At 71.3% G+C, this 21,922-nt stretch carries 22 protein-coding genes; 8 read left to right on the top strand and 14 right to left on the bottom strand.

Annotated elements, in window-relative coordinates:
• Positions 1 to 37 precede the first annotated feature (37 nt).
• A complete protein-coding gene (locus tag Z052_RS13630) occupies positions 38 to 1,495 on the bottom strand; it encodes a Na+/H+ antiporter NhaC family protein (RefSeq protein ID WP_094520912.1) in 1,458 nt (485 codons plus the stop codon).
• 193 nt (positions 1,496 to 1,688) lie between these two features.
• Between Z052_RS13630 and Z052_RS13635 the strand changes: the two genes are divergently transcribed.
• Complete coding sequence (locus Z052_RS13635; RefSeq protein ID WP_049930867.1) at positions 1,689 to 2,672, top strand: GTPase; 984 nt, start codon at positions 1,689 to 1,691, stop codon at positions 2,670 to 2,672.
• Between the two features lie 52 nt (positions 2,673 to 2,724).
• Here the strand turns inward: Z052_RS13635 and Z052_RS13640 are convergent, their stop codons facing one another.
• The 3 genes from Z052_RS13640 to Z052_RS13650 all read right to left on the bottom strand — a co-directional run bounded on the left by Z052_RS13640 (position 2,725) and on the right by Z052_RS13650 (position 7,042).
• On the bottom strand, positions 2,725 to 3,468 hold the full coding sequence (locus tag Z052_RS13640; RefSeq protein WP_094520008.1) for an SIMPL domain-containing protein: 744 nt from the start codon (positions 3,466 to 3,468) through the stop codon (positions 2,725 to 2,727).
• Between the two features lie 60 nt (positions 3,469 to 3,528).
• Positions 3,529 to 5,613, bottom strand: coding sequence for a formate/nitrite transporter family protein (locus Z052_RS13645; RefSeq protein ID WP_049930869.1), 2,085 nt, complete (start codon positions 5,611 to 5,613; stop codon positions 3,529 to 3,531).
• Positions 5,614 to 5,767: 154 nt separating this feature from the next.
• On the bottom strand, positions 5,768 to 7,042 hold the full coding sequence (locus Z052_RS13650) for a TIGR00341 family protein (protein WP_049931052.1): 1,275 nt from the start codon (positions 7,040 to 7,042) through the stop codon (positions 5,768 to 5,770).
• 125 nt (positions 7,043 to 7,167) lie between these two features.
• Here Z052_RS13650 and Z052_RS13655 point away from each other — a divergent pair, with 125 nt between their 5' ends.
• The 3 genes from Z052_RS13655 to Z052_RS13665 all read left to right on the top strand — a co-directional run bounded on the left by Z052_RS13655 (position 7,168) and on the right by Z052_RS13665 (position 10,877).
• A complete protein-coding gene (locus Z052_RS13655; RefSeq protein ID WP_049930871.1) occupies positions 7,168 to 7,416 on the top strand; it encodes a hypothetical protein in 249 nt (82 codons plus the stop codon).
• 153 nt (positions 7,417 to 7,569) lie between these two features.
• The gene (locus tag Z052_RS13660) at positions 7,570 to 8,451 is read left to right on the top strand and encodes a homoserine kinase (RefSeq protein WP_049930873.1); all 882 of its coding nucleotides are present in this window, start codon (positions 7,570 to 7,572) and stop codon (positions 8,449 to 8,451) included.
• A 188-nt stretch (positions 8,452 to 8,639) separates the two neighbouring features.
• On the top strand, positions 8,640 to 10,877 hold the full coding sequence (locus Z052_RS13665; RefSeq protein ID WP_049930874.1) for an AAA family ATPase: 2,238 nt from the start codon (positions 8,640 to 8,642) through the stop codon (positions 10,875 to 10,877).
• Between the two features lie 36 nt (positions 10,878 to 10,913).
• Here the strand turns inward: Z052_RS13665 and Z052_RS13670 are convergent, their stop codons facing one another.
• The 4 genes from Z052_RS13670 to lwrS form a co-directional block, all read right to left on the bottom strand.
• Positions 10,914 to 11,459, bottom strand: a complete 546-nt coding sequence (locus Z052_RS13670) for a CopG family ribbon-helix-helix protein (RefSeq protein WP_241897948.1) — start codon at positions 11,457 to 11,459, stop codon at positions 10,914 to 10,916.
• Between the two features lie 25 nt (positions 11,460 to 11,484).
• Positions 11,485 to 11,841 (bottom strand): helix-turn-helix transcriptional regulator, encoded by a 357-nt coding sequence (locus Z052_RS13675; protein ID WP_049930878.1) that lies wholly within the window; start codon positions 11,839 to 11,841, stop codon positions 11,485 to 11,487.
• A gap of 34 nt (positions 11,842 to 11,875) precedes the next feature.
• Complete coding sequence (locus Z052_RS13680; protein ID WP_086215367.1) at positions 11,876 to 12,529, bottom strand: HAD family hydrolase; 654 nt, start codon at positions 12,527 to 12,529, stop codon at positions 11,876 to 11,878.
• A gap of 104 nt (positions 12,530 to 12,633) precedes the next feature.
• Positions 12,634 to 13,017, bottom strand: coding sequence for an LWR-salt protein (gene lwrS / locus Z052_RS13685; RefSeq protein ID WP_094520007.1), 384 nt, complete (start codon positions 13,015 to 13,017; stop codon positions 12,634 to 12,636).
• A gap of 62 nt (positions 13,018 to 13,079) precedes the next feature.
• Between lwrS and uppS the strand changes: the two genes are divergently transcribed.
• Positions 13,080 to 14,075: a polyprenyl diphosphate synthase gene (uppS, locus tag Z052_RS13690; protein ID WP_049931053.1), complete on the top strand. Its 996-nt coding sequence runs from the start codon at positions 13,080 to 13,082 to the stop codon at positions 14,073 to 14,075.
• Here uppS and Z052_RS13695 read toward each other — a convergent pair.
• The 3 genes from Z052_RS13695 to Z052_RS13705 all read right to left on the bottom strand — a co-directional run bounded on the left by Z052_RS13695 (position 14,072) and on the right by Z052_RS13705 (position 15,987).
• A complete protein-coding gene (locus tag Z052_RS13695; protein ID WP_099289128.1) occupies positions 14,072 to 15,172 on the bottom strand; it encodes a DUF2891 domain-containing protein in 1,101 nt (366 codons plus the stop codon). The two genes, uppS and Z052_RS13695, sit on opposite strands and share 4 nt — an antisense overlap.
• 111 nt (positions 15,173 to 15,283) lie before the next feature.
• Positions 15,284 to 15,742, bottom strand: a complete 459-nt coding sequence (locus Z052_RS13700; protein WP_049930887.1) for an NOB1 family endonuclease — start codon at positions 15,740 to 15,742, stop codon at positions 15,284 to 15,286.
• Positions 15,742 to 15,987 (bottom strand): PRC-barrel domain-containing protein, encoded by a 246-nt coding sequence (locus Z052_RS13705; protein WP_049930889.1) that lies wholly within the window; start codon positions 15,985 to 15,987, stop codon positions 15,742 to 15,744. The genes Z052_RS13700 and Z052_RS13705 overlap by 1 nt, the downstream gene beginning before the upstream one ends.
• Positions 15,988 to 16,178: 191 nt before the next feature.
• On the opposite strand from Z052_RS13705, the gene infB reads away from it, so the two are divergent.
• The 3 genes from infB to Z052_RS13720 all read left to right on the top strand — a co-directional run bounded on the left by infB (position 16,179) and on the right by Z052_RS13720 (position 18,594).
• Positions 16,179 to 17,972: a translation initiation factor IF-2 gene (gene infB, locus Z052_RS13710; protein ID WP_049930890.1), complete on the top strand. Its 1,794-nt coding sequence runs from the start codon at positions 16,179 to 16,181 to the stop codon at positions 17,970 to 17,972.
• 41 nt (positions 17,973 to 18,013) lie between these two features.
• The gene (locus tag Z052_RS13715; RefSeq protein WP_049897959.1) at positions 18,014 to 18,193 is read left to right on the top strand and encodes a hypothetical protein; all 180 of its coding nucleotides are present in this window, start codon (positions 18,014 to 18,016) and stop codon (positions 18,191 to 18,193) included.
• Positions 18,194 to 18,267: 74 nt separating this feature from the next.
• Positions 18,268 to 18,594, top strand: a complete 327-nt coding sequence (locus tag Z052_RS13720) for a hypothetical protein (protein ID WP_007345153.1) — start codon at positions 18,268 to 18,270, stop codon at positions 18,592 to 18,594.
• A gap of 23 nt (positions 18,595 to 18,617) precedes the next feature.
• Here the strand turns inward: Z052_RS13720 and Z052_RS13725 are convergent, their stop codons facing one another.
• The 3 genes from Z052_RS13725 to Z052_RS13735 all read right to left on the bottom strand — a co-directional run bounded on the left by Z052_RS13725 (position 18,618) and on the right by Z052_RS13735 (position 21,821).
• Positions 18,618 to 19,193, bottom strand: coding sequence for a hypothetical protein (locus Z052_RS13725; RefSeq protein ID WP_049930897.1), 576 nt, complete (start codon positions 19,191 to 19,193; stop codon positions 18,618 to 18,620).
• Between the two features lie 287 nt (positions 19,194 to 19,480).
• Positions 19,481 to 20,548, bottom strand: a complete 1,068-nt coding sequence (locus tag Z052_RS13730; protein WP_049930899.1) for an mRNA surveillance protein pelota — start codon at positions 20,546 to 20,548, stop codon at positions 19,481 to 19,483.
• A gap of 25 nt (positions 20,549 to 20,573) precedes the next feature.
• Positions 20,574 to 21,821 carry a DUF4013 domain-containing protein gene (locus tag Z052_RS13735; protein WP_099289129.1) on the bottom strand — a complete coding sequence of 416 codons (1,248 nt, stop codon included), beginning with the start codon at positions 21,819 to 21,821 and terminating at the stop codon, positions 20,574 to 20,576.
• Between the last annotated feature and the right edge of the window lie 101 nt (positions 21,822 to 21,922).

Here is a 21,922-nt window from a genome sequence, read left to right on the forward strand (position 1 = left end):
CGTGTCGAACCCGGGGGCGACCGGACGATCCCGGGACTCAGTCGTCGCCGGGGGCGGCGGTCTCCGCCGGGTCGGCGTCGGCCGAGGTCGGATCCGCGTCGATCGTGAGGCCGGTCCCGGCCATAACGAACAGCACAAACGGCGAGAGGAACGCGAACAGGTAGTACGGCGCGTACTCGATGGTCGGGACGCCCGTGGCGCTCGCCATGAAGACGGCGCCCGCGTGCCACGGCATCAGGGCGCCGGTCGGCGTCCCGGCCGCTTCGACCGCGCGCGAGAGCTGGTCGGTGTCGAGGCCGAGTTCGTCGTAGGTGTTCCGGAGCGTGACGCCCGGCAGGACGATGCTCATGTACTGTTGGGCCGTGAGGGCGTTGATGAAGATCGCGGAGACACCAGTTCCGGCGACGAGCGCGCCCGGACTCCGTACGGACGAGGTGAACGCGTGGGCGATCACCGCGAGGACGCCGGTGCGCTCCAAGATGCCGCCGAGTGACAGCGCGGCGACGATGACCGTGATCGTCCACGCGGAGCCGGTGAGTCCCCCGGTCGCGAGGAGTTCGTTCACGGTCGTAGAGGCCGACTCCGGCGAGGTCCCGTACATGAATATCTCCCAGGCGGCGACGAATCCGGTCCCTTGGAGGAGGATCGTCGTGAGCGCGCCGGCGAACACGCCCGCGACGAGTGTCGGCAGCGCGGCGTACCCCCGCAGCGCCAGCCCGAAGGTGACGACGAGCGGGACGAAGGCGACGGCGGTGACCGCGTACGTCTCGGTGAGACCGCCCTGGATCGCCGCGATCTCGCCGGCGGGAATGTCGCCGCTCGTGCGGAGGCCGAGCGCGGCGAAGCCGAGGACCGCGAGACCGAAGGCGATCGCGGTGCCGGTCCGCATCCGTCGGATGTGCCCGTACAGGTCGGTGTTGGTGACGCCGGCGGCGAGGTTCGTGGTGTCGGAGAGCGGCGACTGCTTGTCGCCGGCGTACGCGCCCGAGAGGACCGCGCCGACCGTCATCGGTGCGGGGACGCCGAGCCCCGCGCCGATGCCCACGAAGGCGACGCCGAGCGTCCCGACGGTGGTCCACGAGGAACCGATGGCGAACGCGACGATCGCGGCGAGGACCGCTGCCGCGGGGAGGAACGTCGTCGGGGACAAGATCTCCAGGCCGTAGTACATCATGCTGGGGATCGTGCCGGCGCTGACCCACGTCGCGATCAGCCCGTAGATGGTGAAGATGATGAGGAGCGCCTGGAGCCCCATGACGAGGCCGTTCGCGATCCCGTCGAACAGCGCGTCCCAGTCGTAGCCGAGCCACAGGCCGAACGCGCCGACGAAGGCGATGCTCCACAACAGCGGCGGGTGCGGGTCGAGGCCGAGGACGGCCGAGCCGATTCCGAGGAACGCCACGACGGCGAGGACCGGGACCAGCGCCGCCGCGAGACTCGGGCGGCGGTCTGGATCCAGGTCGTCGTACGCCGTCGGGGTGAACGAGCGTGCCATATCCGATTGTATTCCTTTGAAGCATAAGTATGGCTCGAAATATGCGTGTGATAGATAGCGATAGATCTTGCCGCTTACGGTGAGCGGCTTCGGCAGGCCCCGCGGCACCCGCCGCGTCCGCCCGTGTGCCGCCGTGTCGCGGCGGTCCGCGAACGGACGCTCTTATACGCGTCGGCGGCGAAGCCGGGGTAACATGATATTCGAGGGCCTCCCGACGACTCCGCGCTCCGAGGAGCTCGTCGACAAGGCGTTCTCGCGGGCGGCGCGAGCCGGGCGCGCGAAGCGCGGCCACGAGGCGCAGGAGTCGATGCTACGGACCGCCGGCAACGTGCTCTCGGACAACTTGGAGAACGTCGTCACCTCGTGGCCCGACTTCGGCTTCGACGTCGACCCGTTCTACTACGAGCTCGCGGACGCACTCGTCGACGTCGACCGCCTCCGCCAGGCGCTCTCGCAGGTGATGTGGGCGAGCCGCCAGATCGAGGACCTCCGCGACGAGTACACGACGAAGGTCCGGAACTCCGACGTGGACACCGCGCGGAAACACCGGAAGCAGGCGTTCGCCCGCATGGCGGACATCATGGACCAGATCGAAGACGACCTGCGCTACATCGGCGACTCCCGGGACCAGCTGAAGGTCCTGCCGGACGTGGACCCGGACGAGCCGGCCGTCGTCGTCGCCGGCTACCCGAACGTCGGCAAGTCGTCGTTCGTCAACCGGGTCACCCGCGCGTCGAACCAGATCGCGGAGTACCCGTTCACCACGAAGGGCGTCCAGATCGGCCACTTCGAGCGCGACCACATCCGCTACCAGATCGTCGACACGCCCGGACTCTTAGACCGGCCGGCGGACGAGCGCAACGATATCGAGCGGCAGGCGGTGAGCGCCCTCGAACACCTCGCGGACGCCGTGATCTTCGTCATCGACCCCTCCGGCGACTGCGGCTACCCGCTCGAGGTCCAGCTCGAACTCCGCGAGGAGGCCCGCGAGCTGTTCGGCGCGGCCGTGCCGCTGCTCACGGTGGCGAACAAACACGACCGCTTCGAGGGCGTCAAGGCGGAATCAGTCGACGCGACGATGAGCGTCACGGAAGACGAGAACGTCGAGGATGTCCTCGACATGGCCGTCGACGCGGTCGGCTACGAGCCCGACCTCCCCACCCGCGACGGGGAGTAGTCGGTCGACGCGCTTGACGGTCGCGAACCGCGAAAAAAGGCTCCTCGCGGCGCTACGCCGGCGTCGCCTCGTACACGACGTTCACCGAGACGCTCACGCTCACGTCGCCACTCTCGACGGCGGTCGCGGCCCCGGCGTCGCCGCCCGCGGCCGACTCGTACGTCTGGGCGACGTACGGCCGCGACTGCGACCGCCCGGTCGACACCTCGTAGACCCCCGAGACCTCGAGCCCGCTCGCGTCGGCGAGCGCGGCGGCGTCGGCGTCGGCGTTCGACATTGCCTGTGCGATCGCCTCCTCGCGGACCTCCCGCTCGGTCTCCTCGCTCAGCCCGAACTCGATCCGCTGGACCTCGTCCGCGCCGGCGTCGATCGCGACGTCGATCACCTCGCCGACCGCGCCGACGTCGTCGAGTTCGATCGCGTACTGGTGGACGCCCTGGTACCGCGTCCGGTTCGGGTCGTCGCGGGTCTCGTAGCTCTCCTGTACGTCGTACCGCTCCGTCCGGATCGCGTCGTCGCTGAGGCCCCACTCGGTCAGCGCCGCCCGGAGATCCTCCTCGCCCGCGGCCAGTTCGTCGCGCACGGCCGCGGCGTCCGACCCGGTCGCGGTGACCGCGACGCGGAGGGTGGCGCGGTCGGGCGCCGAGGTCGCCTCGCCCGTCGCCGTCACTTCGATGTTCCGTTCCAGTTGCGCCTCGTCGCCGTCCGTCGGGGTCGCGGTGCCCGCGAACCCCGCACAGCCGGCCAACGCGACGAGGGCCGCGATGCCAACGATCGCTGTCAGTCGCCTGTTCATACGCGCTTAGTCGGTCCGAAAGCACGTATAAACCGCAGATAACGCAAAGAGTCGTTTTCGTTACCGCCCGTCGTCGCCGTCGCGCTCGCCGGCCGCGTCCTCGGTGATCTCCTCGTCCGCGTCGTCGTGGTCCGCGATGAACGCGTCGTCGCTCGCGCCTCCGGAGTCGCCCGCGTCCGCGTCGTCGGAGTCGCCGTCGCCCTGCGAGCTGGTACCCTCGATACCGCCGTCACCGCGGTCCGCGGCGGACTGCACGTCCGTCCCTTCGGAGCGGTTCGACTCGCGCTCGACGCCGCCGGTCACGGTTGCGGCGCGGCGGCCGGAGCCGAACAGCCGCTCGCGTAGCGACCGGCTGCTGGGCCGCTCTGTGAGGAGCACCGAGGCGTCAACCTCGTGGATGACGTCGAGGTGGAGCGAGTTGGAGACGAGCCGCGAGAGCAGCCCCTTCTCCGTGGCTCCGATGATGACCAGCGTCTTTCCGGCGGCCGCCCGACAGATGCCGTCCTCCACGTCGCCGCCGTCGTCGACGACGAGCTCCGCGTCGTCGAGGTCGTGTTCCGCCGCCCAGTTCGCGAGGAACGCCTCGCCCCGTCCCCTGTTTCCGGGCCCGTCCACCACGTGAAGCAGCGTCACCTCGGCCCCGGTGGCGTCGGCGAGCACCTTCGCTACCTCCGCGCTGAGGTCGGAGTCGGGGCCGCCGGAGGTGGGGATGAGGATCCGCGAGGTGTCGAGATCGCGCTCGTTGAGGATGAGGAAGTCGCAGGGAAGCTGGTTGGTGAGCTCGTCGATCGGCCGCTCGGCGCGGGCGGCGCTCCAGAGCTGGTCGTCGCCCCAGCCCATCAGCACCGCGTCCGGCCGGGTCCGTCGCGCCATGTTGAACACCTCCTCGAACGAGCGGTGCGAGACGACCGTGGAGGTCGACACCTCCACGTCGTAGTCGGCCGCGGTCGACCGGAGGTTCGCCATCCCCTCGCCGGAGACGTCCGCGATGCGCCGCCCGGCGTCCCCGGTGGACAGCGACATGCGCTCGGGCGCCTGAACGACGTGGACGATGTGGACGACGCCATCGTCGTGGTCGCTCGCGAGCCGCGCCGCTAGGTCGACGATCGGGCCGTCGGTCCGGGGGTTCGTGATCGGTACCATGACCCGGTACCCCTCGCCCGCGAACAGCGTCGCCTCGGTGGCGTCCAATATCGGGACGTACGAGCGCCCGGCCGCGCGGCCGAACACCCACTCGGGGACCGTGAGGCGGCGGCTCACGCCCTCGAAACGCGCCTCTTCGAGGCGCTCCTCGCTGGTCTGGAAGTAGTTGACGAGCGTGACGAGGACGACCCCGCCGATGGTGTTCCCGAGCAGGACCGGGAGGACGAAGCCGACGAGCCCGGAGAAGAGGCTGATCTCCGCGCCGTACAGCGGGATGCCGTGCTGGAAGAACAGGTACAGCACCTCGGTGAAGGAGACGACCACGTGAAACAGGTCGCCGAGCGGGATCGCGAGGAACGCGAGGTAGACGACGAGCATCCGGCTGACGGAGTCGGTGGAGGCGAAGCCGACCCAGACGACGCCGGCGACGACGAGCCCCGCCATCGCGGCCTTGAAGAACAGCGGCACGAACGGGACGCCGAATCCCCCCTCGGAGATGTACCGCGCCGCGTCGACGGTGTCGCCCGTGAAGACGCCGCCGTACGAGAGGACGGCCGCGCCGATCCCGCCGCCGACGAAGTTGCCCGCGAGGACGATCGTCCAGTGCCGGAGGAGCGTGGGGAGGCTCGCGAGCCGCTCCAAGGTCAGGGCCACCGGCGGCAGGGTGTTCTCGGTGTACAGCTGGTACCCGCCGATGATGATGTAGATGAACCCGAGCGGGTAGAGGAGGACGCTCAGTATCGGGTGAGAGTCGGTCGCCGCGGTCAGCGACGCGTACAGCATGAACGTGATCGTGATAGCCAGCCCGGCGGCGAGCCCGCTGAAGAAGAGTTCGCGGCTCCCGGAGGTCACCTCCTCGTCCGCGGCCGCGATGATCCGCTGGAACACCTCGTCGGAGGAGAACCGGTCCCGGACGGCCTCGCCGACCGCGGGCGCGCCGCTCCGGGACCGCTCGACGACCTCTCGCATGGAATCGTCGTCGGATTGCGTGGGATCCGTCACTGGCCGAGCCCACGGAGGCCCGATAAAAAGCCCTTGCTCTTCCGATCACGCGGACGCGAACCGGCGGACCGCAGCGACGGGCGAAACGAGACGAGTTCAGGGGCGGTCGGGCGAAACGAGACGGACTTAGGGCGGTCGGGAGAACGAGACGGACTCAGGCGCGCTCGACGGTCACCGAGCGGACCTCGACCTCCACCTCGCCGCCGACGACCGACTCGATCCGGTCGTCGAGCGCGGGCGCGAGCCCCTCGACGGTGCCGCCGGGGGGCGTGCCGACCCGGATCACGACCCGGTCGGTCTCGAGCGGCGGGACGGTTCCCGTCCGCTCGACGGTCAGATCGAGGAGTTCGAACTCCGCGTCCAGCGCGGTCAACTCGTCGCTCGCGGCGGCGCGGATGTCGGCCTCGGTGGTCGAGGCGACGTACGACTCGTAGGTGACGCCGCCGAGGAACACCGACAGCAGCGCGATGGCGACCGCGAGGACGGCGGCGCGCTTGAGGAACGCGGCGCGTGCCTCGTCCTCCCGGAACCACCGCTGCGGGCGGTACCCCTCGTACCACAGCATCACGAGCGCCGAGAGGTTGATCGAGAGGACGTTCACCGCGACGATGACGCCCGCCCCGATCACGAGCCGCGGGATCCGAAAGGCGATTCCGATGCCGACCGCGGCCGCGGGCGGGATGAGCGCCACCGCGATCATCACGCCGACGAGCGTCGCGGAGACGCCGGTCATCAGCGAGACGATGCCCGCGATCCCGGCCCCGACCGCGACGACCAACACGAGGACGTTCGGCGCGAGTCGCTCCGACACCTCCGCGAGTTCGAGCGGGTCCAGCCCGGGCGGAACCAAGGCGAGCGAGCGCAGCGCGAACGCGAACGCCGTCGCCGCGATAACTGCGACCGCGACGCCGATCACCTGCATCCGCACTCCCCGCCGGAACAGCGCCTCGTCGTCGACGACGGTGCCGATCGCCGCCGACATCGCCGGCCCAATGAGCGGCGCGATCACCATCGAGCCGACCACGGTGGCGGGCGAGTCGAGCAGCAGCCCCGCCGTGGCGATCACCGACGAGATGACGGTCATCAGCACGTACGTGCCGAGCCCCGAGGCGAGGTCGTCCGCCTTCGCCTGGAGCTCCTCCCGCGAGATGCGGTCGCCGCTCCGCTCGGCGTCCGCCTCGTACTCTTCTTCGAGCGCCTCGAACCGGCGCGAGATGACCGTTTCGGCCGCGACGATCACGGTGTACGTGCTCTCGTCGATCCCCGCCTCCCGGAGTCGGTCGAGGACCGGCTCGACGGCGGCGGTCGGCAGCGGGAACGTCGCGACCGCGGTGTACTCCCGGCCGCTCGTCTCGTCGGTGACGACGTAGTCGACCCCCTCGTCGTCGAGCGCGCGGACGACAGCGGCCCGCTTGCCCGCCGGAATCATGACCTGAACGAGTCGCACGATCGGCGGTCGCGCCGACAGCCCTTATAAGATCGGCACGCAGCGGCCCGGCCGGGCCACGAGAAACGGAACTTTAATGCGCGAATCGCTCGCACCTCCGGACAAGAATGATCTCGCCGCTGGTCATCGACACGTTCCTGCTCGACTACCACCTCGGGCACGTCCTACTGTTCGGGCTCGTCGTCTCGCTTCTGGGTGTCGCGCCGCTGAAGTCCCAGAAGGCCCTCGCGTCGATCATGGCCGTGTTCGGAGTCATCTTCCTGATGGCCCCGTACACGACGATGCCGCCGACGTTCATCCTCCTCGGCATCCCGCTCGTCCTCGTCGGCACGCTGCTGTGGACGATGGCGCGCTGAGAACCGCGTCAACTGACCGTCGAGCGGCGCGCGCGGCCGAACTCTCTTCCTCTCAGCTCTTTCGACCCCCTAGACGGACTCGGTCGGCTCCCCCGCGGTTTCGACTTCTGTTCGATCCCGCTCCTTTTTGCCCCACCGGGGACACTCCCCGCCATGGTAACGGTACGGGCCCCCGCGACGAGCGCGAACTTGGGGAGCGGCTTCGACGTGTTCGGGGCGGCCCTCTCGCGGCCGGCCGACGTCGTCACCGTCGAGAAGGCGGCCGAGACGACGATCGAGGTCACCGGCGTCGGCGCGCAGTACATTCCGGAAGACCCCGACAAGAACACGGTCGGCGCCGTCGTCGAGGCCCTCGACGCCCCCGCGCGCATCCACATCGACAAGGGGGTGCGCCCGGCGTCGGGGCTCGGCTCCTCCGCCGCGAGCGCCGCGGGCGCGGCCGTGGCGCTCAACCGACTGTACGACAGGGGCCGCTCCCGGGAGGAGCTGGTCCCGATCGCCGCCGAGGGCGAGGCGGTGGTCTCCGGGGTCGCGCACGCGGACAACGTGGCGCCCTCGATCCTCGGCGGCTTCACCGTGACGACCGCCCAGGGCACGCACTCGGTCGACGCCGCGGTCCCCCTGGTCGTCTGTCTCCCCGACGTGGCGGTCTCGACCCGCGACGCGCGCCGGGTCGTCCCCGAGACCGCCTCGATGGAGGACCTCGTGGAGACGGTCGGCAACGCGGCGACGCTCGCGGTCGGGATGTGTCGCTCCGACCCGGCCCTCGTCGGTCTCGGCATGACCGATCCGGTGGTCACGCCCGAGCGCGCGCGCCTGATCACCGGCTACGACGACGTGCGCGAACGCGCCTTCGACGCCGGCGCGACGGGCGTCACCGTCAGCGGCGCCGGTCCGGCGGTGATCGCGGCCTGCCGCGAGCGCGACCGCCGGGCCGTCGCGGCCGAGATGCTCGACGCCTTCGCCGGCGCCGGGATCGAGGCGCGCGCCTACCAGACCCGCATCGGCCGCGGTACGACCGTGCTGGACGAGTGAGCCCGGGCGGCCGTCCCGCTCGCAGCGGATCACGCGGTCGGCGCGTGGTCCGGCCGATAAGTCGACGGTGACGAGCCGCCGTCGATCGCGCCCTCTCGTCCGGCCCATCCCTCCCAACGGACACGCCGGACGGCGCGGCTCCGCCGCGACCGGACAAGCGTAAAGAGCCGCCGGCGAGAACTGGTGGTATGAACGACACCGCAGGGCTCCGGCTCACGGTGCGTGCCGCCGAGAAGCGGGACGCGGGCCGGGGCATCGCCAGGCTCCCCGAGTCGGCCCGCAAGCGGCTCGCCCTCCTCAGCGGCGACACGGTCGAGGTGCGCGGCGAGCGCACCGCCGTCGCGAAGGTGTGGCCGGGCGGTCCCGACGCCGCCGAGGGCTCCGTCCTCATCGACGCCGACACCCGTGCGAACGCCGGCGTGAAGGTCGGCGATACTGTCACGATCGCGGCCGTCGACGTCGCCGACGCCGACCGCGTGACGCTGGCCGCGCCCGGGCGGCTCGCCGAGGTGGACGTGAGCCGCGAGGTGGTCGAGCGGGCGCTCTCCCGCGAGCTCCGCGACCGCCCCGTCACCGAGGGCGAGGCCGTCCACGTCGAGCGACTGGGCGGGCTCCGGTTCGTGGTCGCTCGGACCGACCCGGCGGGCACCGTCCGCATCACGGCCTCGACGGACGTCTCCGTCGAGTACAAGGACGGCGCCGGGTCCGCCGGAGACCGCGCCGACGCGTCGGCCGCGCCGGGGAGCGACCGCGCCAGCGGGCCGGCGAATCCGGGGACCGAGACGCCCGGCGACGACGGCCGTCCGAAGGGCGGGTCGCCGCCCGAGGAACACACCGCAGGCGCGACCTACGAGGACATCGGCGGATTGGACGAGGAGCTGGAGCTGGTCCGGGAGACCATCGAGCTCCCGCTCTCCGAGCCGGAGGTGTTCACCCGGCTCGGCGTCGACCCGCCGAAGGGGGTCCTCCTCCACGGCCCGCCGGGGACGGGGAAGACGCTCATCGCCCGCGCCGTCGCCAACGAGGTCGACGCGACGTTCATCACCGTCGACGGCCCGGAGATCATGTCGAAGTACAAGGGCGAGTCGGAGGAGCGGCTCCGCGAGGTGTTCGAGCGCGCGAGCGACGACGCCCCCGCGATCGTTTTCTTCGACGAGATCGACTCGATCGCGGGCAAGCGCGACGACGGCGGCGACGTGGAGAACCGCGTCGTCGGCCAGCTGCTCTCGCTGATGGACGGGCTCGACGCCCGTGGCGACGTGATCGTCATCGGCGCGACGAACCGCGTCGACACCATCGACCCCGCCCTCCGGCGCGGCGGGCGGTTCGACCGCGAGATCGAGATCGGCGTGCCCGGCGAGTCGGGGCGGCGGCAGATCCTCGATGTCCACACGCGCCGGATGCCGCTCGCGGACGACGTGGACTTGGACCGGATCGCGGGCCGGACGCACGGGTTCGTCGGCGCCGACATCGAGGGGCTATCGCAGGAGGCGGCGATGACCGCGCTCCGTCGCGCCCGGGAGTCGGACTCGCGGGCGCTGAACGACGTGACCGTCACGAAGGCGGACTTCGAGGCGGCGCACGCCAACGTCGAGCCGAGCGCGATGCGCGAGTACGTCGCCGAGCAGCCGACCACCGACTTCGCGGACGTCGGCGGCCTCGACGACGCCAAGGGGGAGCTCGAACGCGCCGTGACGTGGCCGCTGTCGTACGGGCCGCTGTTTGACGCCGCCGGCGCCGACCCCCCGACCGGCGTCCTGCTGTACGGCCCGCCGGGCACCGGGAAGACGCTGCTCGCGCGCGCCATCGCCGGCGAGAGCGGCGTCAACTTCATCCAGGTCGCCGGGCCGGAGCTGCTCGACCGGTACGTCGGGGAGTCGGAGAAGGCGGTCCGCGAGCTGTTCGACCGCGCGCGGCAGGCGGCCCCCGCGATCGTCTTCTTCGACGAGATCGACGCGGTCGCGACCGACCGGGACGCGGCGGGCGGCGACGGCTCGGGCGTGAGCGAGCGCGTCGTCTCCCAGCTCCTGACGGAGCTCGACCGGGCCAGCGACAACCCGAACCTCGTCGTCCTCGCGGCCACCAACCGGCGGGACGCGCTCGACCCCGCGCTGCTCCGCCCCGGCCGGCTCGAGACGCACGTCGAGGTGCCGGAGCCGGACCGCGAGGCGCGCCGCAAGATCCTGGAGGTCCACACCCGCGGGAAGCCCCTCACGGACGAGGTTGACCTGGAGCGCGTCGCCGACGAGACGGAGGGGTTCTCCGGGGCCGAGATCGCCTCGCTGTCGCGGGCGGCGGCGATGCGCGCCATCGAGCGCGTCGCCGACGAGCACGGCGAGGCCGCCAACGACCACGCCGACGAGGTCGGGATCACCGGCGAGGACTTCGACGCGGCGCTCGAGTCCGTCCGGCCCGAGAGCGTCTGAGGGCGCCGAGGTCCCGCGGGCCGGTCCCGTCTCCGGTCAGTCGTCTCCGCTCGACTCGGCGGCCGCGCCGTCCTCCGTTCCCTTCTCTTCCACCTCTCTGCCCTCCGTTCCCCCGTCGTCGGACTCGCCGTGATCGTGTCCGCCGTGCGCGCCGGCGTCTCCGAGCGCGCCGGGACCGAACTCGTCGACCGGGGTGACGCTGTAATCGACCGTGAGCGTGTCTTTCGTCGCGCGGACCTTGCCCACGAACGTCGATATCTCCGCGAGCTCGCCCTCCAACACGAACAGCTCCATGCAGTACTGCGAGCCCACGTGGCTGTGGAAGTTCGAGGCGACGATCCCCTCGTCCTCGTGGCGCAGGCGCATCATCCGCTCCTCGACGTTCGTCGTCTCGTAGTTGAAAAGCACCGTCACGACGGCCATGAGGTCGCGGTCCTTGAGCTTCGCGTCCTCGAACTCGCCGAGGAGGTTCCGGGAGGCCTCGCGGACGACCTCGCTGCGGCCGGTGTACCCGTGCTCGTCGGAGAAGTTGTCGATGCGCTCTAGCAGCTCCTCCGGCATGGACACGCTGACGACTGTCATATATTAAATCATACCGCGGAAGTTGTTAATCCTTGAGGTCCGGGCCGCCGCGTTCCGCTTCTCGCTCGGGCCGGTCGCCGCCTCCTCCGGTCCCCTCGCTGTCGCCGCCTGCGATCCGCTCGCCGAGCCACGCGTAGTGGTCGAGTAGGGCTGCCTCGCCCGCCTCGGTGAGCGCGTACACGTCCGCGATCCCCTCGGTGCGCCGGCGGAGGTGGCCGGCCTCGACGAGCGCCGAGAGCGTGCCGTAGAACGATCCCGGATCGATCCGCTCGTCGTAGTGCGATTCGAGCCGGCTCTTCAGCGACTGCGCGCGCAGCTCCCCGTGTTCGTACAGGAGCGCGCAGAGGTCGCGGCGGCGGCCGCTGTGGAACCACTTCGTCATGTGTCGCGAGTCGGCCCGCGGCGGCATAAATCGCTCACGACGCGTCGACAAGCTCGTCGAGCCGGCGCACGCGCCGGTCCCCGAGCACGCACCGCCCGCGCTCGTCGTGGCCGACGCGCTCGACGTGGACCGCGTCGAGGCCGGCGTTCCAGGCGGCCGCCACGTCGCTCTCGCCGTCGCCGACGTAGTAGCCGCGACCTCGGGTCGGATCGACGCCGAGGTCTCTCATCGCGGTCTCGATCGGGTCGGGGGACGGCTTCCACCCCGTCTCGTCGGTGCAGCAGACGACGGCGTCGAAGCGGTCGTCGAGGCCGACGCGGTCGAGGACTGGCTCGGCGAGGAACTCCTGACAGTGGGTGACGAGCCCCGTCGGCCCGCCGACCTCCTCGACGCGGTCGAGCAGCCGCGCGGCGTCGTCGTGGAGGTACGTCGCCTCCGCGCGGGCGACCGGGTCCTCGACGGAGTGAAACGCGGGCCAGAACGCCTCGGGGTCGACCCCCATCCCGCGGAGCGTCTCCGCGCGAGACCCGCCGAGACCGCTCCAGAGGACCCGCGCCTCCCGGTCCGAGAACTCGCGGCCCAGCCGGCCGCCGACGCGGTCGAACACCGCTCGGGTGTACTCCCACTCGGCGTCGACGAGGGTCCCGTCGAGGTCGAACAGGTGGAAGTCGTAATCGGTGACGGCCATACGGTGCACCCGTACGCCGGGGGCGGGCAAGTGCGTTGCGGGTGCGCGGGATCCCTGCTCACACCGACCGGAGCCGTCCGGGCGGCCGGCTTCCCCCCCTCGCGTCACTCCCGGACGTGGACCGACGAGCCGAGGTACTTTCGGAGGACCTCGTCGACCGAGTCGGCGTTGAAGCGGCCGAGGTCCGCGGCGATCGCGTCCGTCAGCGCGTCGCGGTACGCCTCGTCGGTGCGGAGTTCGCGGAAGTCGGCGGCGGCGACCTCGACGCTCGCGGCGTCCGCCAGTCCGAGGCGCTCCGCGGCCAGCCGCCGGAACGACGGCTCGTCGCCGACCTCGCCGCGCCACAGCCGGTCGCGGAAGAACAGCCACCCGTCGGCACCGGGGTCGCTCGCGGGGAGTTCCATCGTCGTCTCGAACCGGCCCGGGTCGACGGCGGCGTCCGCGGGATCGAGTCGGACGGCGACGCGGAAGACGTAGGCGGCCTCCATGCGTCGACCGTCGCCGGACCGATTCATAAAGCTACATACCGTTCGGCGTCGTGGACCCCGTCATGTGGCAGCGTCTCCGCGGCCTCGCCGGGCGCGCGTACCGGCGGCACCTCCGCCGCGAGATCGACGACGTCCCCGACCACGTCGCCGTCATCCAGGACGGGAACCGTCGGTACGCCCGCGAGCAGGGCGACGACGCTCCCGAGGGACACCGCGCCGGCGCGGACACCACCGAACAGGTCCTCGACTGGTGCGCCGACCTCGGCGTCTCGGAGCTCACCCTCTACGCCTTCTCCACCGAGAACTTCGAGCGCCCGGACGAGGAGCTGGAACCCCTCTTCGACCTGCTCGAACGCAAGCTGCGCGAGTTCGCCGACGCCGACCGCGTCCACGATGAGGGCGTCCGCGTCCGCGCCATCGGCGACGTGGCCCGGCTCCCGCCGCGCGTCCGCGACGCGGTCGAGTACGCGGAGCGGCGCACCGCCGGCAACGACCGGTTCACGCTCAACGTCGCGCTGGCGTACGGCGGCCGGACCGAACTGCTCGACGCCGCGCGCGCCATCGCCCGCGACGTGGACGCGGGCGAGATGGCTCCCGGGGACGTCGACGTCGAGACCGTCGAGTCGCGCCTGTACGACCGCCCGATCCGCGACGTTGACCTGATCGTCCGCACCGGCGGCGACGAGCGCACCTCGAACTTCCTCCCGTGGCACGCCAACGGCAACGAGGCCGCCGTCTACTTCTGTGCCCCCTACTGGCCTGAGTTCTCCGAGGTCGACTTCCTGCGCGCGATCCGCACCTACGAGTCGCGCGAGGAGTCGTGGCAGCGCGCACGGGCCGAGCGCGCGGTCGCGTTGGTGCGCGCGCTCGCCGAGGTGGAGTTCGCCGAAGCCCGCGCCGCCGCCGCCAGGCTCCGCGAGCGGATCCCCCGGCTCGACGGCAGCGACCTCTCCGACGACGCGCTCGACATCGCCGACGGTGACTCGGCCGGCCCGGCCGACGGCGAGTCCGCCGGTCGGATCGACGGCGACGGGCCCGAGTCGACGGGAGCCGACTAGGCGGCGCCGGGCGCGACGCCGCCCTCGTTCCGCGTCAGCAGGTACAGCGCGAACGACGAGAGCCAGTGCGACCCCGCGTAGTCGTCGGTGAGCACGTCCGCGGCCCCGGCCTCCGCGTGGCGGCGCGCCGCGTCGTCGAGGGGCTCCCGGAGCCGGTCCGCGGCCGGGCCGTCCCGCCCGTCGAGCGCGTCGGCCACTCCGGCGAGACACCACGCCCGGGAGACGTTGAGCCCGATCAGGTGTATCGCGGCGCCGTCGCCCTCGTCGGGCTCCACGTCGACCGGCGAACACAGCGCGTCGTGCGGCGGCGCGGCGAGGTCCGGGAGGAAGTCGTCGAGCCACGACGCGAATGGGTCCGGGTCGAGGACGCGGCGCATGAGGTCCGCCTCGGTCAGCGCGGGCGAGACGAAGTCCCAACCGACCGGCTCCGCGCCGACGACCGCGGCGGTGTCGTCCGCGTAGAGGCGGCGCGCCGCAGCCGCGGCCTCGCGTTCGAGGTCGGCGTCGCCGACGACCCGCGCGTAGTCGAGCACGCCGGCGAGCGCGAACGCGGTGTTGCCGTGCGTACCGACGCGGTGAGCGCGGTCGATCCCGAGGAACGACTCTCGGACCCCCTCCCGGACCCGCCCTTCCAGCGGGCGGAGGGTCTCGCGCCACGCGTCGGCGCGCGGGTCGTCCCACAGGTCGAGTTCGGCGGCGAGCCGGAGCAGCCACGCCCAGCCGTACGGCTCCTCGAAGCCGGGGTTCTCGTCGAGGTACGCGACCTCGCTCGCGACGCTCTCGGGAGCCAGTCGCTCGTCGATCCCGGCAGCGATATCGGCCTCGTCCGGGTGGTGCGGAACGAGCCGCAGCGCGCGGACGAGCGCCCAGTGGCTGTGGACCGCCGAGTGCCAGTCGAAGCAGCCGTAGAAGACGGGGTGGTCCTCCGACGGGGGCGGCGGCGCCTCCGGCCCCTCGACGGCGCCCCGATAGTGGGGGTACTCGGTCTCGACACCGTCGAGCGGGTGGGCGGCGAGCGCGGTCGCGACCGCGTCGTCGAGCGCGTCCGCCCGCCCGGATCGGAGCGCGTCCGGCGACAGCTCCTCGAAGGCGTTCATGCCGGTCGGTCGGCGGGGCGCCTGTTCAATCGGTCGGTCGGGTGCGGACCGGTCGCACGCGGCTCGGGAGCGCGAGGGAACGACTCGCGCCGCGGCGCTCCGGCGGCCCGGTCACGCGGGGTTCTTCCGCGTCAGGTCGCTGCCGCAGATCGGACACCGCTCCTTGTTCTCGTCGAAGGTGCGGTTGCAGCCGACGCACTGGAAGCGCCACTCGCGCTCCTCGGTGATCCCATCGCGCTCGATGGGCTCGACCGGGAGGTCGAGCCGCTCGGCGACGTTCTGCATCGCGTAGTCGTCGGTGACGAGCGTCCCGTGAAGCTCCAGCGCGGTCGCGATGAGCCGGATGTCGGTGTCGGACAGCTCAGCGGCGTCGCCCGACCCCTTCGCGGCCCGGCGGACTCGGTCGACCGCCTCGGGCGCCGGGACGTGAACGGTCATCCCGGAGCCCTCCATCGCGTCGAACCGGAGCGCGACCTCGCCTGTCAGTTCGTCGTGGACCGCCGGGATGGAGACCACGTCCTCGTCGGTCGTGTACTCGTGGATGAACGCGGACGAGTCGAGGACCTGCATCAGCGGGCGACGACGATGTAGTCTTTCACCGCCTGTACGTTCGCGACCGGGACCCGGAGCCGCCCCATCTCGTCGACGTCGAAGTCGACGCGCTCGCTCCTGAGCTGCTCGTGCGGGCTGACGAGCAGGTGGTTCAGCTCGCCGGACTCGAGGTTCATCGTGATGTTGTACAGGTCCCCGAGCTCCGTGCCGTCGGCGCTCATCACCGCCTTCCCGGAGAGGTTCTCCGCGAGGATGTCGACCATACCCGCACGGTCCCGGGCGACGGTCTTAAACGCCACGGGCCGTCCGACGGGCGACCGACGCGGACGGGCTCGGCGCCGGGCGCTCGGTGACTGGGCACCGGTTTCGCCGCCGCGGATCACCGCGGCGTTTTGAAAGGCTTAACTGACGGCCGGAACGAATGGTGGCTATAACCTTCTCGGGGCGATCACATATGACCGACCACACACACGCGGACACCCTGCGAACCCCCATCGTCGCCGTGCTGGGTCACGTCGACCACGGCAAGACGAGCCTGCTCGACACGATCCGCGGCTCCGCCGTCAGCGAGGGCGAGGCCGGCGCGATCACCCAACACATCGGGGCGACGGACATCCCGCTCGACACCATCTCCGGCATGGCGGGCGAGCTGATCGACCCGTCCGACTTCGACCTCCCCGGCCTGCTGTTCATCGACACGCCGGGCCACCACTCCTTCTCGACGCTGCGCGCCCGCGGCGGCGCGCTCGCCGACATCGCGGTGCTCGTCGTCGACGTCAACGACGGCTTCCAGCCGCAGACGGAGGAGGCGATAGACATCCTCCGGCGGACGGGGACGCCGTTCGTCGTCGCGGCCAACAAGGCCGACACGACGCCGGGGTGGAACCCGCAGGACGGCGAACCGATCCAGAAGAGCATGGAGGCGCAGTCGGAGCGCGCGAAGTCCATGCTCGACGAGAACCTCTACGAGATTATCGGCCAGCTGTCCGACGCCGGCTTCTCCGCCGACCTCTACTGGCGCGTCCAGGACTTCCAGAAGAACATCGGCGTCGTCCCGCTCTCGGCGCTCACCGGCGAGGGCGTCCCGGACCTCCTGACGGTCCTCATGGGTCTCTCCCAGCGGTTCATGAAAGAGGAGATGGCGATCGACGTCACGGGGCCCGGCGAGGGGACGGTCCTCGAAGTGAAAGACGAGCGGGGGTTCGGCGCGACCGTCGACACCGTCGTCTACGACGGCGTGATCCGGAACGGCGACACCATCGTGGTCGGCGGACAGAACGAGCCGATCGTCACCGAGATCCGCGCGCTGCTCCGTCCGCGGCCGCTCGCGGAGATCCGCACCGAGAAGGAGTTCGAGAAGGTCGGCGAGATCGGCGCCGCGGCCGGCGTGAAGATCGCCGCGCCCGACCTCGACCAGGCGATGGCGGGCGCGCCGGTCCGGGTCGTCCGCGACCGCACCGCCGATCAGGTCATCGAGGAAGTGAAGGCCGAACTCGCCGAGATAGAGGTCGAGACCGCCGACAACGGCGTCGTCGTCAAGGCGGACACGCTCGGCTCGCTGGAGGCGATGGCGAACGCCCTCCGCGAGGCGGAGGTCCCGATCCTGCGCGCCGAGGTCGGCGACATCGCGCCGCGCGACATCGCGGTCGCCGAGACGGCGAACCAGGACGAACACAAGGCGATCCTCGGGTTCAACGTCGACCTCCTCAAGAACGCGGAGTCGGACTTAGAGAACGCGGACGTGAAGCTGTTCAAAAACGAGGTCATCTACCAGCTGGTCGAAGACTACGAGCGCTACGTCGAGGAGAAGCAGCGCGCGCAACAGGAGACGGTGCTGGACAAAGTGGTCCGCCCGGCCCGCTTCCGCATCCTCCCCGACCACACGTTCCGGCAGAACGACCCCGCGGTCGTCGGCGTCGAGATCATCTCCGGCACGCTCCAGAACAACCGCAACGTCGGCTACTTCGAGGGCAACGAGTTCGAGCGCGTCGGCGACCTCTCCGGGATCCAGAAACAGGGCGACGACGTCGACGAGGCTCGCGCCGGCGAGCGCGTCAGCATCGCTATCGACGGCCCGACCGTCGGCCGCGGCATCGAGGAGGGCGACACCCTCTGGACCGAGGTGCCAGAGAAGCACGCGAAGATCCTCGAACAGGAATTAAAAGAGGAGATCACCGCAGACGAGCGCGAGGCCCTCCAAGGCTACTTGGAGACGCGCCGGAAGCGCGACCCCTTCTGGGGGAAGTGACTCCGACAAGACTCTTGTAATCGGCGTCGCCACGTCTGCCTATGGTCTCCCGAGAGAACGCGGTCATCCTCCTGTTCATGGCGGCCGGCTTGGCGCTGGCGTACGGCGGTCGCGTCGCGACGGGCCTGAGCGACACCGTCCTGATCGGCGTGCTGATACTGGTCGGCGTCGTGGCGCCGCAGGCGGTGATTGGCTACCTCGACGCCGAGAGCTCGGGGTGACGCGGCCCCGTCCCCTCCGAGCGCACCCGTCGATCGCGTGTCGCCGTTATGTGCGTCGAGCCCGTAACGGGGGTATGGAGACGACCGTGATCGAACACGACGGCGCGATGCTCGCGCGGCTGGAGGGCGACGACCGGGTGTTCGAGGTGCGCTTCGACGCGCTCGAACCGACCGACGTGACGCTGCGGTTCCGCCGCGACGGCGAGCGCGTCGGGAGCGTCTACAACGACGACGGCACGAAGCGAACGATGGCGCGCCTCACGACCGCTCGCGAGGGGACCGACTTCATCGGCGTCGAGGTGCCGAAGGAGTTCGTCGCCGAGGTCCTGGACACGGCGCTTGAAACGGGCCGCGTCACCGACGAGACCGCAGCCGAGGGGTATCGACTCCGGGTGCTCTGAGCCGACGCGCCGCGCCCCCGGAGTCAGGCGTACAACAGGATGATCACCGCGACGAACGCCAACTCGCCGCCGACGAGCAACGCGGCCAACAGCCAGGCCTTGTAGGTCCACAGCCACTCGCGGGCGTCCGCGAACCGGCTCCCGCCGTCCGCCTCCGAAGCGGCGCGGTACGCGGCGTCGACCCGCCAGCCCGTCTCCGAGTCGTACGTCGCTGGCACGCGGGTGCCGACGAGCTCGTCGACGTCGAGCGGCGAAACGCCCGCGGCGTCCAGAAATCCGAGGAATTCCTCGGACTCCTGAAGCGATCCGTCGCGGGGCGCGTCGAACCGCTCGGTGTGCGTGGCGTCGCCGTGCGGCGGACGCATCTCGACGACCACTCGGTCGCCGACCGAGCGTACCCGAGTGACGATCAGCGCGTTCTCCTCGTCGTTGAGGTACGCCTCGCGGAGCCGGCGCTTCACCTCCTCGTCGACGCCGGCGTCGTCGAGGTCGTCGGGGAGGGTCTCGGAGTCGGGGAACGCGTCGGCGTCCGCGTTGTCAGCGCCTTCGCGGTCGGCGGTCGTCGAGACGCTCTCGTCACCGCCGGATCGGTCCGCCATCGACCCGGGATTGGCGACGCGCTCTGATAAGGTCACGGCCGCTCCCCGAACGCGATACGTGACTGTCGTCGCTACGAGCGACCCCCTGACCGAGCATAGCGAAGCCCCGGCCGCTCGGCGATGCGCGGTCACCGACCCGAGCACGACCGCCGAAGCCCCGGCCGCGCGCCTCACGCCTCCCCAGCCTCGTCGCTGGCGCCGGCGGCGCCAGCGACTCCCTCGCGCGTGCGGCTCGGCCGCGAGGCGGCCTCGCAGGCACGCGCCACCGCACCTCGACTGTCAGCCGCTCACTGGAGCCGGTAGCGTAAGATCGCGGCGATACCGCCGAGGTTGGCGAGCTGCTCGCCCGGCGCGAACTCCGAAGAGAAGACGACCACGTCGCCGCCCTGCTGCTCGACCGACTCGATCACCGCGTTCACGTCGATCTCCCAGTCGCCGTCCCCCTGCCGCTCCGTGCGGAGGCGCTCGTCGACGACGAGCAGCGTCTCGACCGCGCCGAACTCGGCGGCCTCGGCGGTGTCGTCCGGGCCGTACGTCGCCTTCTCGCCCGTCGCGATGTTCTCGGTCAGCTCGTCGATGAGGCTCGCCTCCTTCGAGATGCGGGTCTCCTTCTGGACCTCGTCGACCGCGCCGCGCTTGAGCACCTCGTGGACGCCGCGGTCGCCGGCCGCGGAGGTGTCGACGGTGGTGATCCGGTCGGAGAGGTCGCGGAACTCCTCGTCGACGTAGTCGCGGGCGTCGTTCTTCGTGAAGCCGGGCCCGGCCAAGATTACGGCGTCGGCGTCGAGGTGCGCGAGCGCCTCGCCGAGTTCCGCGAACAGCTCCTCGCGGGGGCGAGAGAACTCGCCTTTGCCGGTCGGCTTCGTGAACGAGGCGTACTCCTCCGTGCCGTACTGCTGGACCGTGTGGACGTACGCCGCGCCCTCTTCCACGGTCGCGATGGCCACGTCGGGGTTCTCCGCGGCCTCGGTGGCCTCCTCCAACCGCTCCGTCTGGTCGGGCTTGAAGTGCTTCTCGACGGTTATCTCGTCGTGCTCCTCGACGTTGAGCGTGTGGTGGGCGTTGAGCTGGTCCTCCCGCGAGCAGCCGACGATGACGCCCGAGACGCGGAGGCGGTTGGCGAACCGCGCGAACTCCACGTCCTCCACCTGAAGGGTGACGAAGATGTGTTCGCGCTGCCCGCCGGTGTCCCGCATCTGGTCGTCGTTCCGCTGGATACGTCTGGTGGTGTCGCCCTCGACGAGGTCCCCGGGTTCGAGGACGTGCGCGAGGTGCCAGAGGTCGTCCACGTTCTCGGGGACCAGCGTGAGCCGTTCCCGGCCCTCTTCGCCGTACCCCCGCTCGGAGATGCGCATGTCCGAGCGTTCGCTCGGGACCGTATCAACTCTTGTCTTCCGCGTCGGAGAGCCGCGGCCCCCACACGAAGCCGCCGTCCGGGCCGGCGGCGTCGGGCTCGTCGGCGTCCGTCCCGTCCGGTTCGGCGGCATCCGCGTTGACCTCCGCGGTCGCGTCGGCCGGGTCATCTCCGCCCTCGATCGGCACGGTTCGACCGGTCTGGACCGCGGCCGGCGGCTCGCTCCGCATCGGCCGCCCGCCGTCGCCGGACACGGCGGGAACCGACGGGGCGTCGCGTTCGCGGCCGACCTCGGCAGCCGCTGTGCCGCCCCGAGCCGCCACCTTGCCGCGAGTCTCCGTGCCGCCCCGAGCCGTCGCGTTGCCGCGAGTTATCGCGTCGCCGCGGGTCGCCGCGTCACCACGAGCCGTCACATCACCGTGCGTCGCACCCGTTTCGCGGAGCGCTCGGCCACCGGCGTCCGTGGCGATGTGAGCCTCCGTAACGCCCGGCTCCGTCCGGCTGTCGGGGCCACCCGCCATGGCGGCGGCCGCGCCCCGTCCGTAGAGTCCGTGTGCGACGACGCGGACGAGGAAGGCGAGCGCGACGCCGACGACCAGCGGCGCTGTCGGCGCCGCGACGGCGTACCCGACGGCGAGCGCCCCGGCGGCGAGCGTCCACCCGGTGGCGTACGGGCCCGTCGCGGCGATGTCGGCCACCGTCTGCGGACTCAACCCGTCCCTGAGCCGCCCGGAGGCGGCGAACGCGGCGAGCGCCGCCGGGCGGACGTACGCGAACGCGAGGAGGTACGCCCCGACGAGGGCGGCGACGACGCCGACGGCCGCGACCGCGACGACCGCCGGCCCGCCCGGCCCGAGCGCCGACTCGACCGCCGTCGCTGTCGCCGCCGGGTCGACCGGCCCCTCGATGAGGGCCGCGACGACGCCTCCGGCGACCGCGAGCCCCCCCGCGAGCGGCGCGAGCAGCGCCGCGGACAGCAGCACCGACTTGACGCCGTCTCTGACCAACTCCCCCCACGCGACCAGCGAGGGCGTGCCCGTCGCCTCACCGGTCTGGATCGCGCTTCGAGTCACCCGGACGAAGTACCCCCGCGCGACGAGCCACGGCGCGAGCGCGACCGGCGCCGCCGCGGCGACCGCCGGGCTGACGAAGAGGACGCCGACGAGCCACGCCGGCGTCAGCACCCACGCCAGCAGGGTCACGGCGCCGCCGACGAGGACGACGCCCGCGGTGTCGTCGGTTCGGGTCAGCGCCGTCGCGGCCGCGGTGAGCATGTGACTACACACAGGAGCGGGAGCAGCATAAATGGTCTCCGGCCCGAGCGTTTATACCACTCCACGGGTTACACCAAGTTGGCCGCGCGGGACAATCGTGT

Origin of the sequence: Halorubrum sp. C191 (assembly GCF_002727095.1) — an archaeon.
GTDB lineage: Archaea > Halobacteriota > Halobacteria > Halobacteriales > Haloferacaceae > Halorubrum > Halorubrum ezzemoulense.

Excerpts from the sequence above, each read along its gene's own strand:
- Z052_RS13630 (WP_094520912.1), bottom strand. The coding sequence starts at position 1,495 with ATGGCACGCTCGTTCACCCCGACGGCGTACGACGACCTGGATCCAGAC.
- Z052_RS13635 (WP_049930867.1), top strand. The coding sequence starts at position 1,689 with ATGATATTCGAGGGCCTCCCGACGACTCCGCGCTCCGAGGAGCTCGTC.
- Z052_RS13640 (WP_094520008.1), bottom strand. The coding sequence starts at position 3,468 with ATGAACAGGCGACTGACAGCGATCGTTGGCATCGCGGCCCTCGTCGCG.
- Z052_RS13650 (WP_049931052.1), bottom strand. The coding sequence starts at position 7,042 with ATGATTCCGGCGGGCAAGCGGGCCGCTGTCGTCCGCGCGCTCGACGAC.
- Z052_RS13655 (WP_049930871.1), top strand. The coding sequence starts at position 7,168 with ATGATCTCGCCGCTGGTCATCGACACGTTCCTGCTCGACTACCACCTC.
- Z052_RS13660 (WP_049930873.1), top strand. The coding sequence starts at position 7,570 with ATGGTAACGGTACGGGCCCCCGCGACGAGCGCGAACTTGGGGAGCGGC.
- Z052_RS13665 (WP_049930874.1), top strand. The coding sequence starts at position 8,640 with ATGAACGACACCGCAGGGCTCCGGCTCACGGTGCGTGCCGCCGAGAAG.
- Z052_RS13670 (WP_241897948.1), bottom strand. The coding sequence starts at position 11,459 with ATGACAGTCGTCAGCGTGTCCATGCCGGAGGAGCTGCTAGAGCGCATC.
- Z052_RS13675 (WP_049930878.1), bottom strand. The coding sequence starts at position 11,841 with ATGACGAAGTGGTTCCACAGCGGCCGCCGCCGCGACCTCTGCGCGCTC.
- Z052_RS13680 (WP_086215367.1), bottom strand. The coding sequence starts at position 12,529 with ATGGCCGTCACCGATTACGACTTCCACCTGTTCGACCTCGACGGGACC.
- lwrS (WP_094520007.1), bottom strand. The coding sequence starts at position 13,017 with ATGGAGGCCGCCTACGTCTTCCGCGTCGCCGTCCGACTCGATCCCGCG.
- uppS (WP_049931053.1), top strand. The coding sequence starts at position 13,080 with ATGTGGCAGCGTCTCCGCGGCCTCGCCGGGCGCGCGTACCGGCGGCAC.
- Z052_RS13695 (WP_099289128.1), bottom strand. The coding sequence starts at position 15,172 with ATGAACGCCTTCGAGGAGCTGTCGCCGGACGCGCTCCGATCCGGGCGG.
- Z052_RS13700 (WP_049930887.1), bottom strand. The coding sequence starts at position 15,742 with ATGCAGGTCCTCGACTCGTCCGCGTTCATCCACGAGTACACGACCGAC.
- Z052_RS13705 (WP_049930889.1), bottom strand. The coding sequence starts at position 15,987 with ATGGTCGACATCCTCGCGGAGAACCTCTCCGGGAAGGCGGTGATGAGC.
- infB (WP_049930890.1), top strand. The coding sequence starts at position 16,179 with ATGACCGACCACACACACGCGGACACCCTGCGAACCCCCATCGTCGCC.
- Z052_RS13715 (WP_049897959.1), top strand. The coding sequence starts at position 18,014 with ATGGTCTCCCGAGAGAACGCGGTCATCCTCCTGTTCATGGCGGCCGGC.
- Z052_RS13720 (WP_007345153.1), top strand. The coding sequence starts at position 18,268 with ATGGAGACGACCGTGATCGAACACGACGGCGCGATGCTCGCGCGGCTG.
- Z052_RS13725 (WP_049930897.1), bottom strand. The coding sequence starts at position 19,193 with ATGGCGGACCGATCCGGCGGTGACGAGAGCGTCTCGACGACCGCCGAC.
- Z052_RS13730 (WP_049930899.1), bottom strand. The coding sequence starts at position 20,548 with ATGCGCATCTCCGAGCGGGGGTACGGCGAAGAGGGCCGGGAACGGCTC.
- Z052_RS13735 (WP_099289129.1), bottom strand. The coding sequence starts at position 21,821 with ATGCTCACCGCGGCCGCGACGGCGCTGACCCGAACCGACGACACCGCG.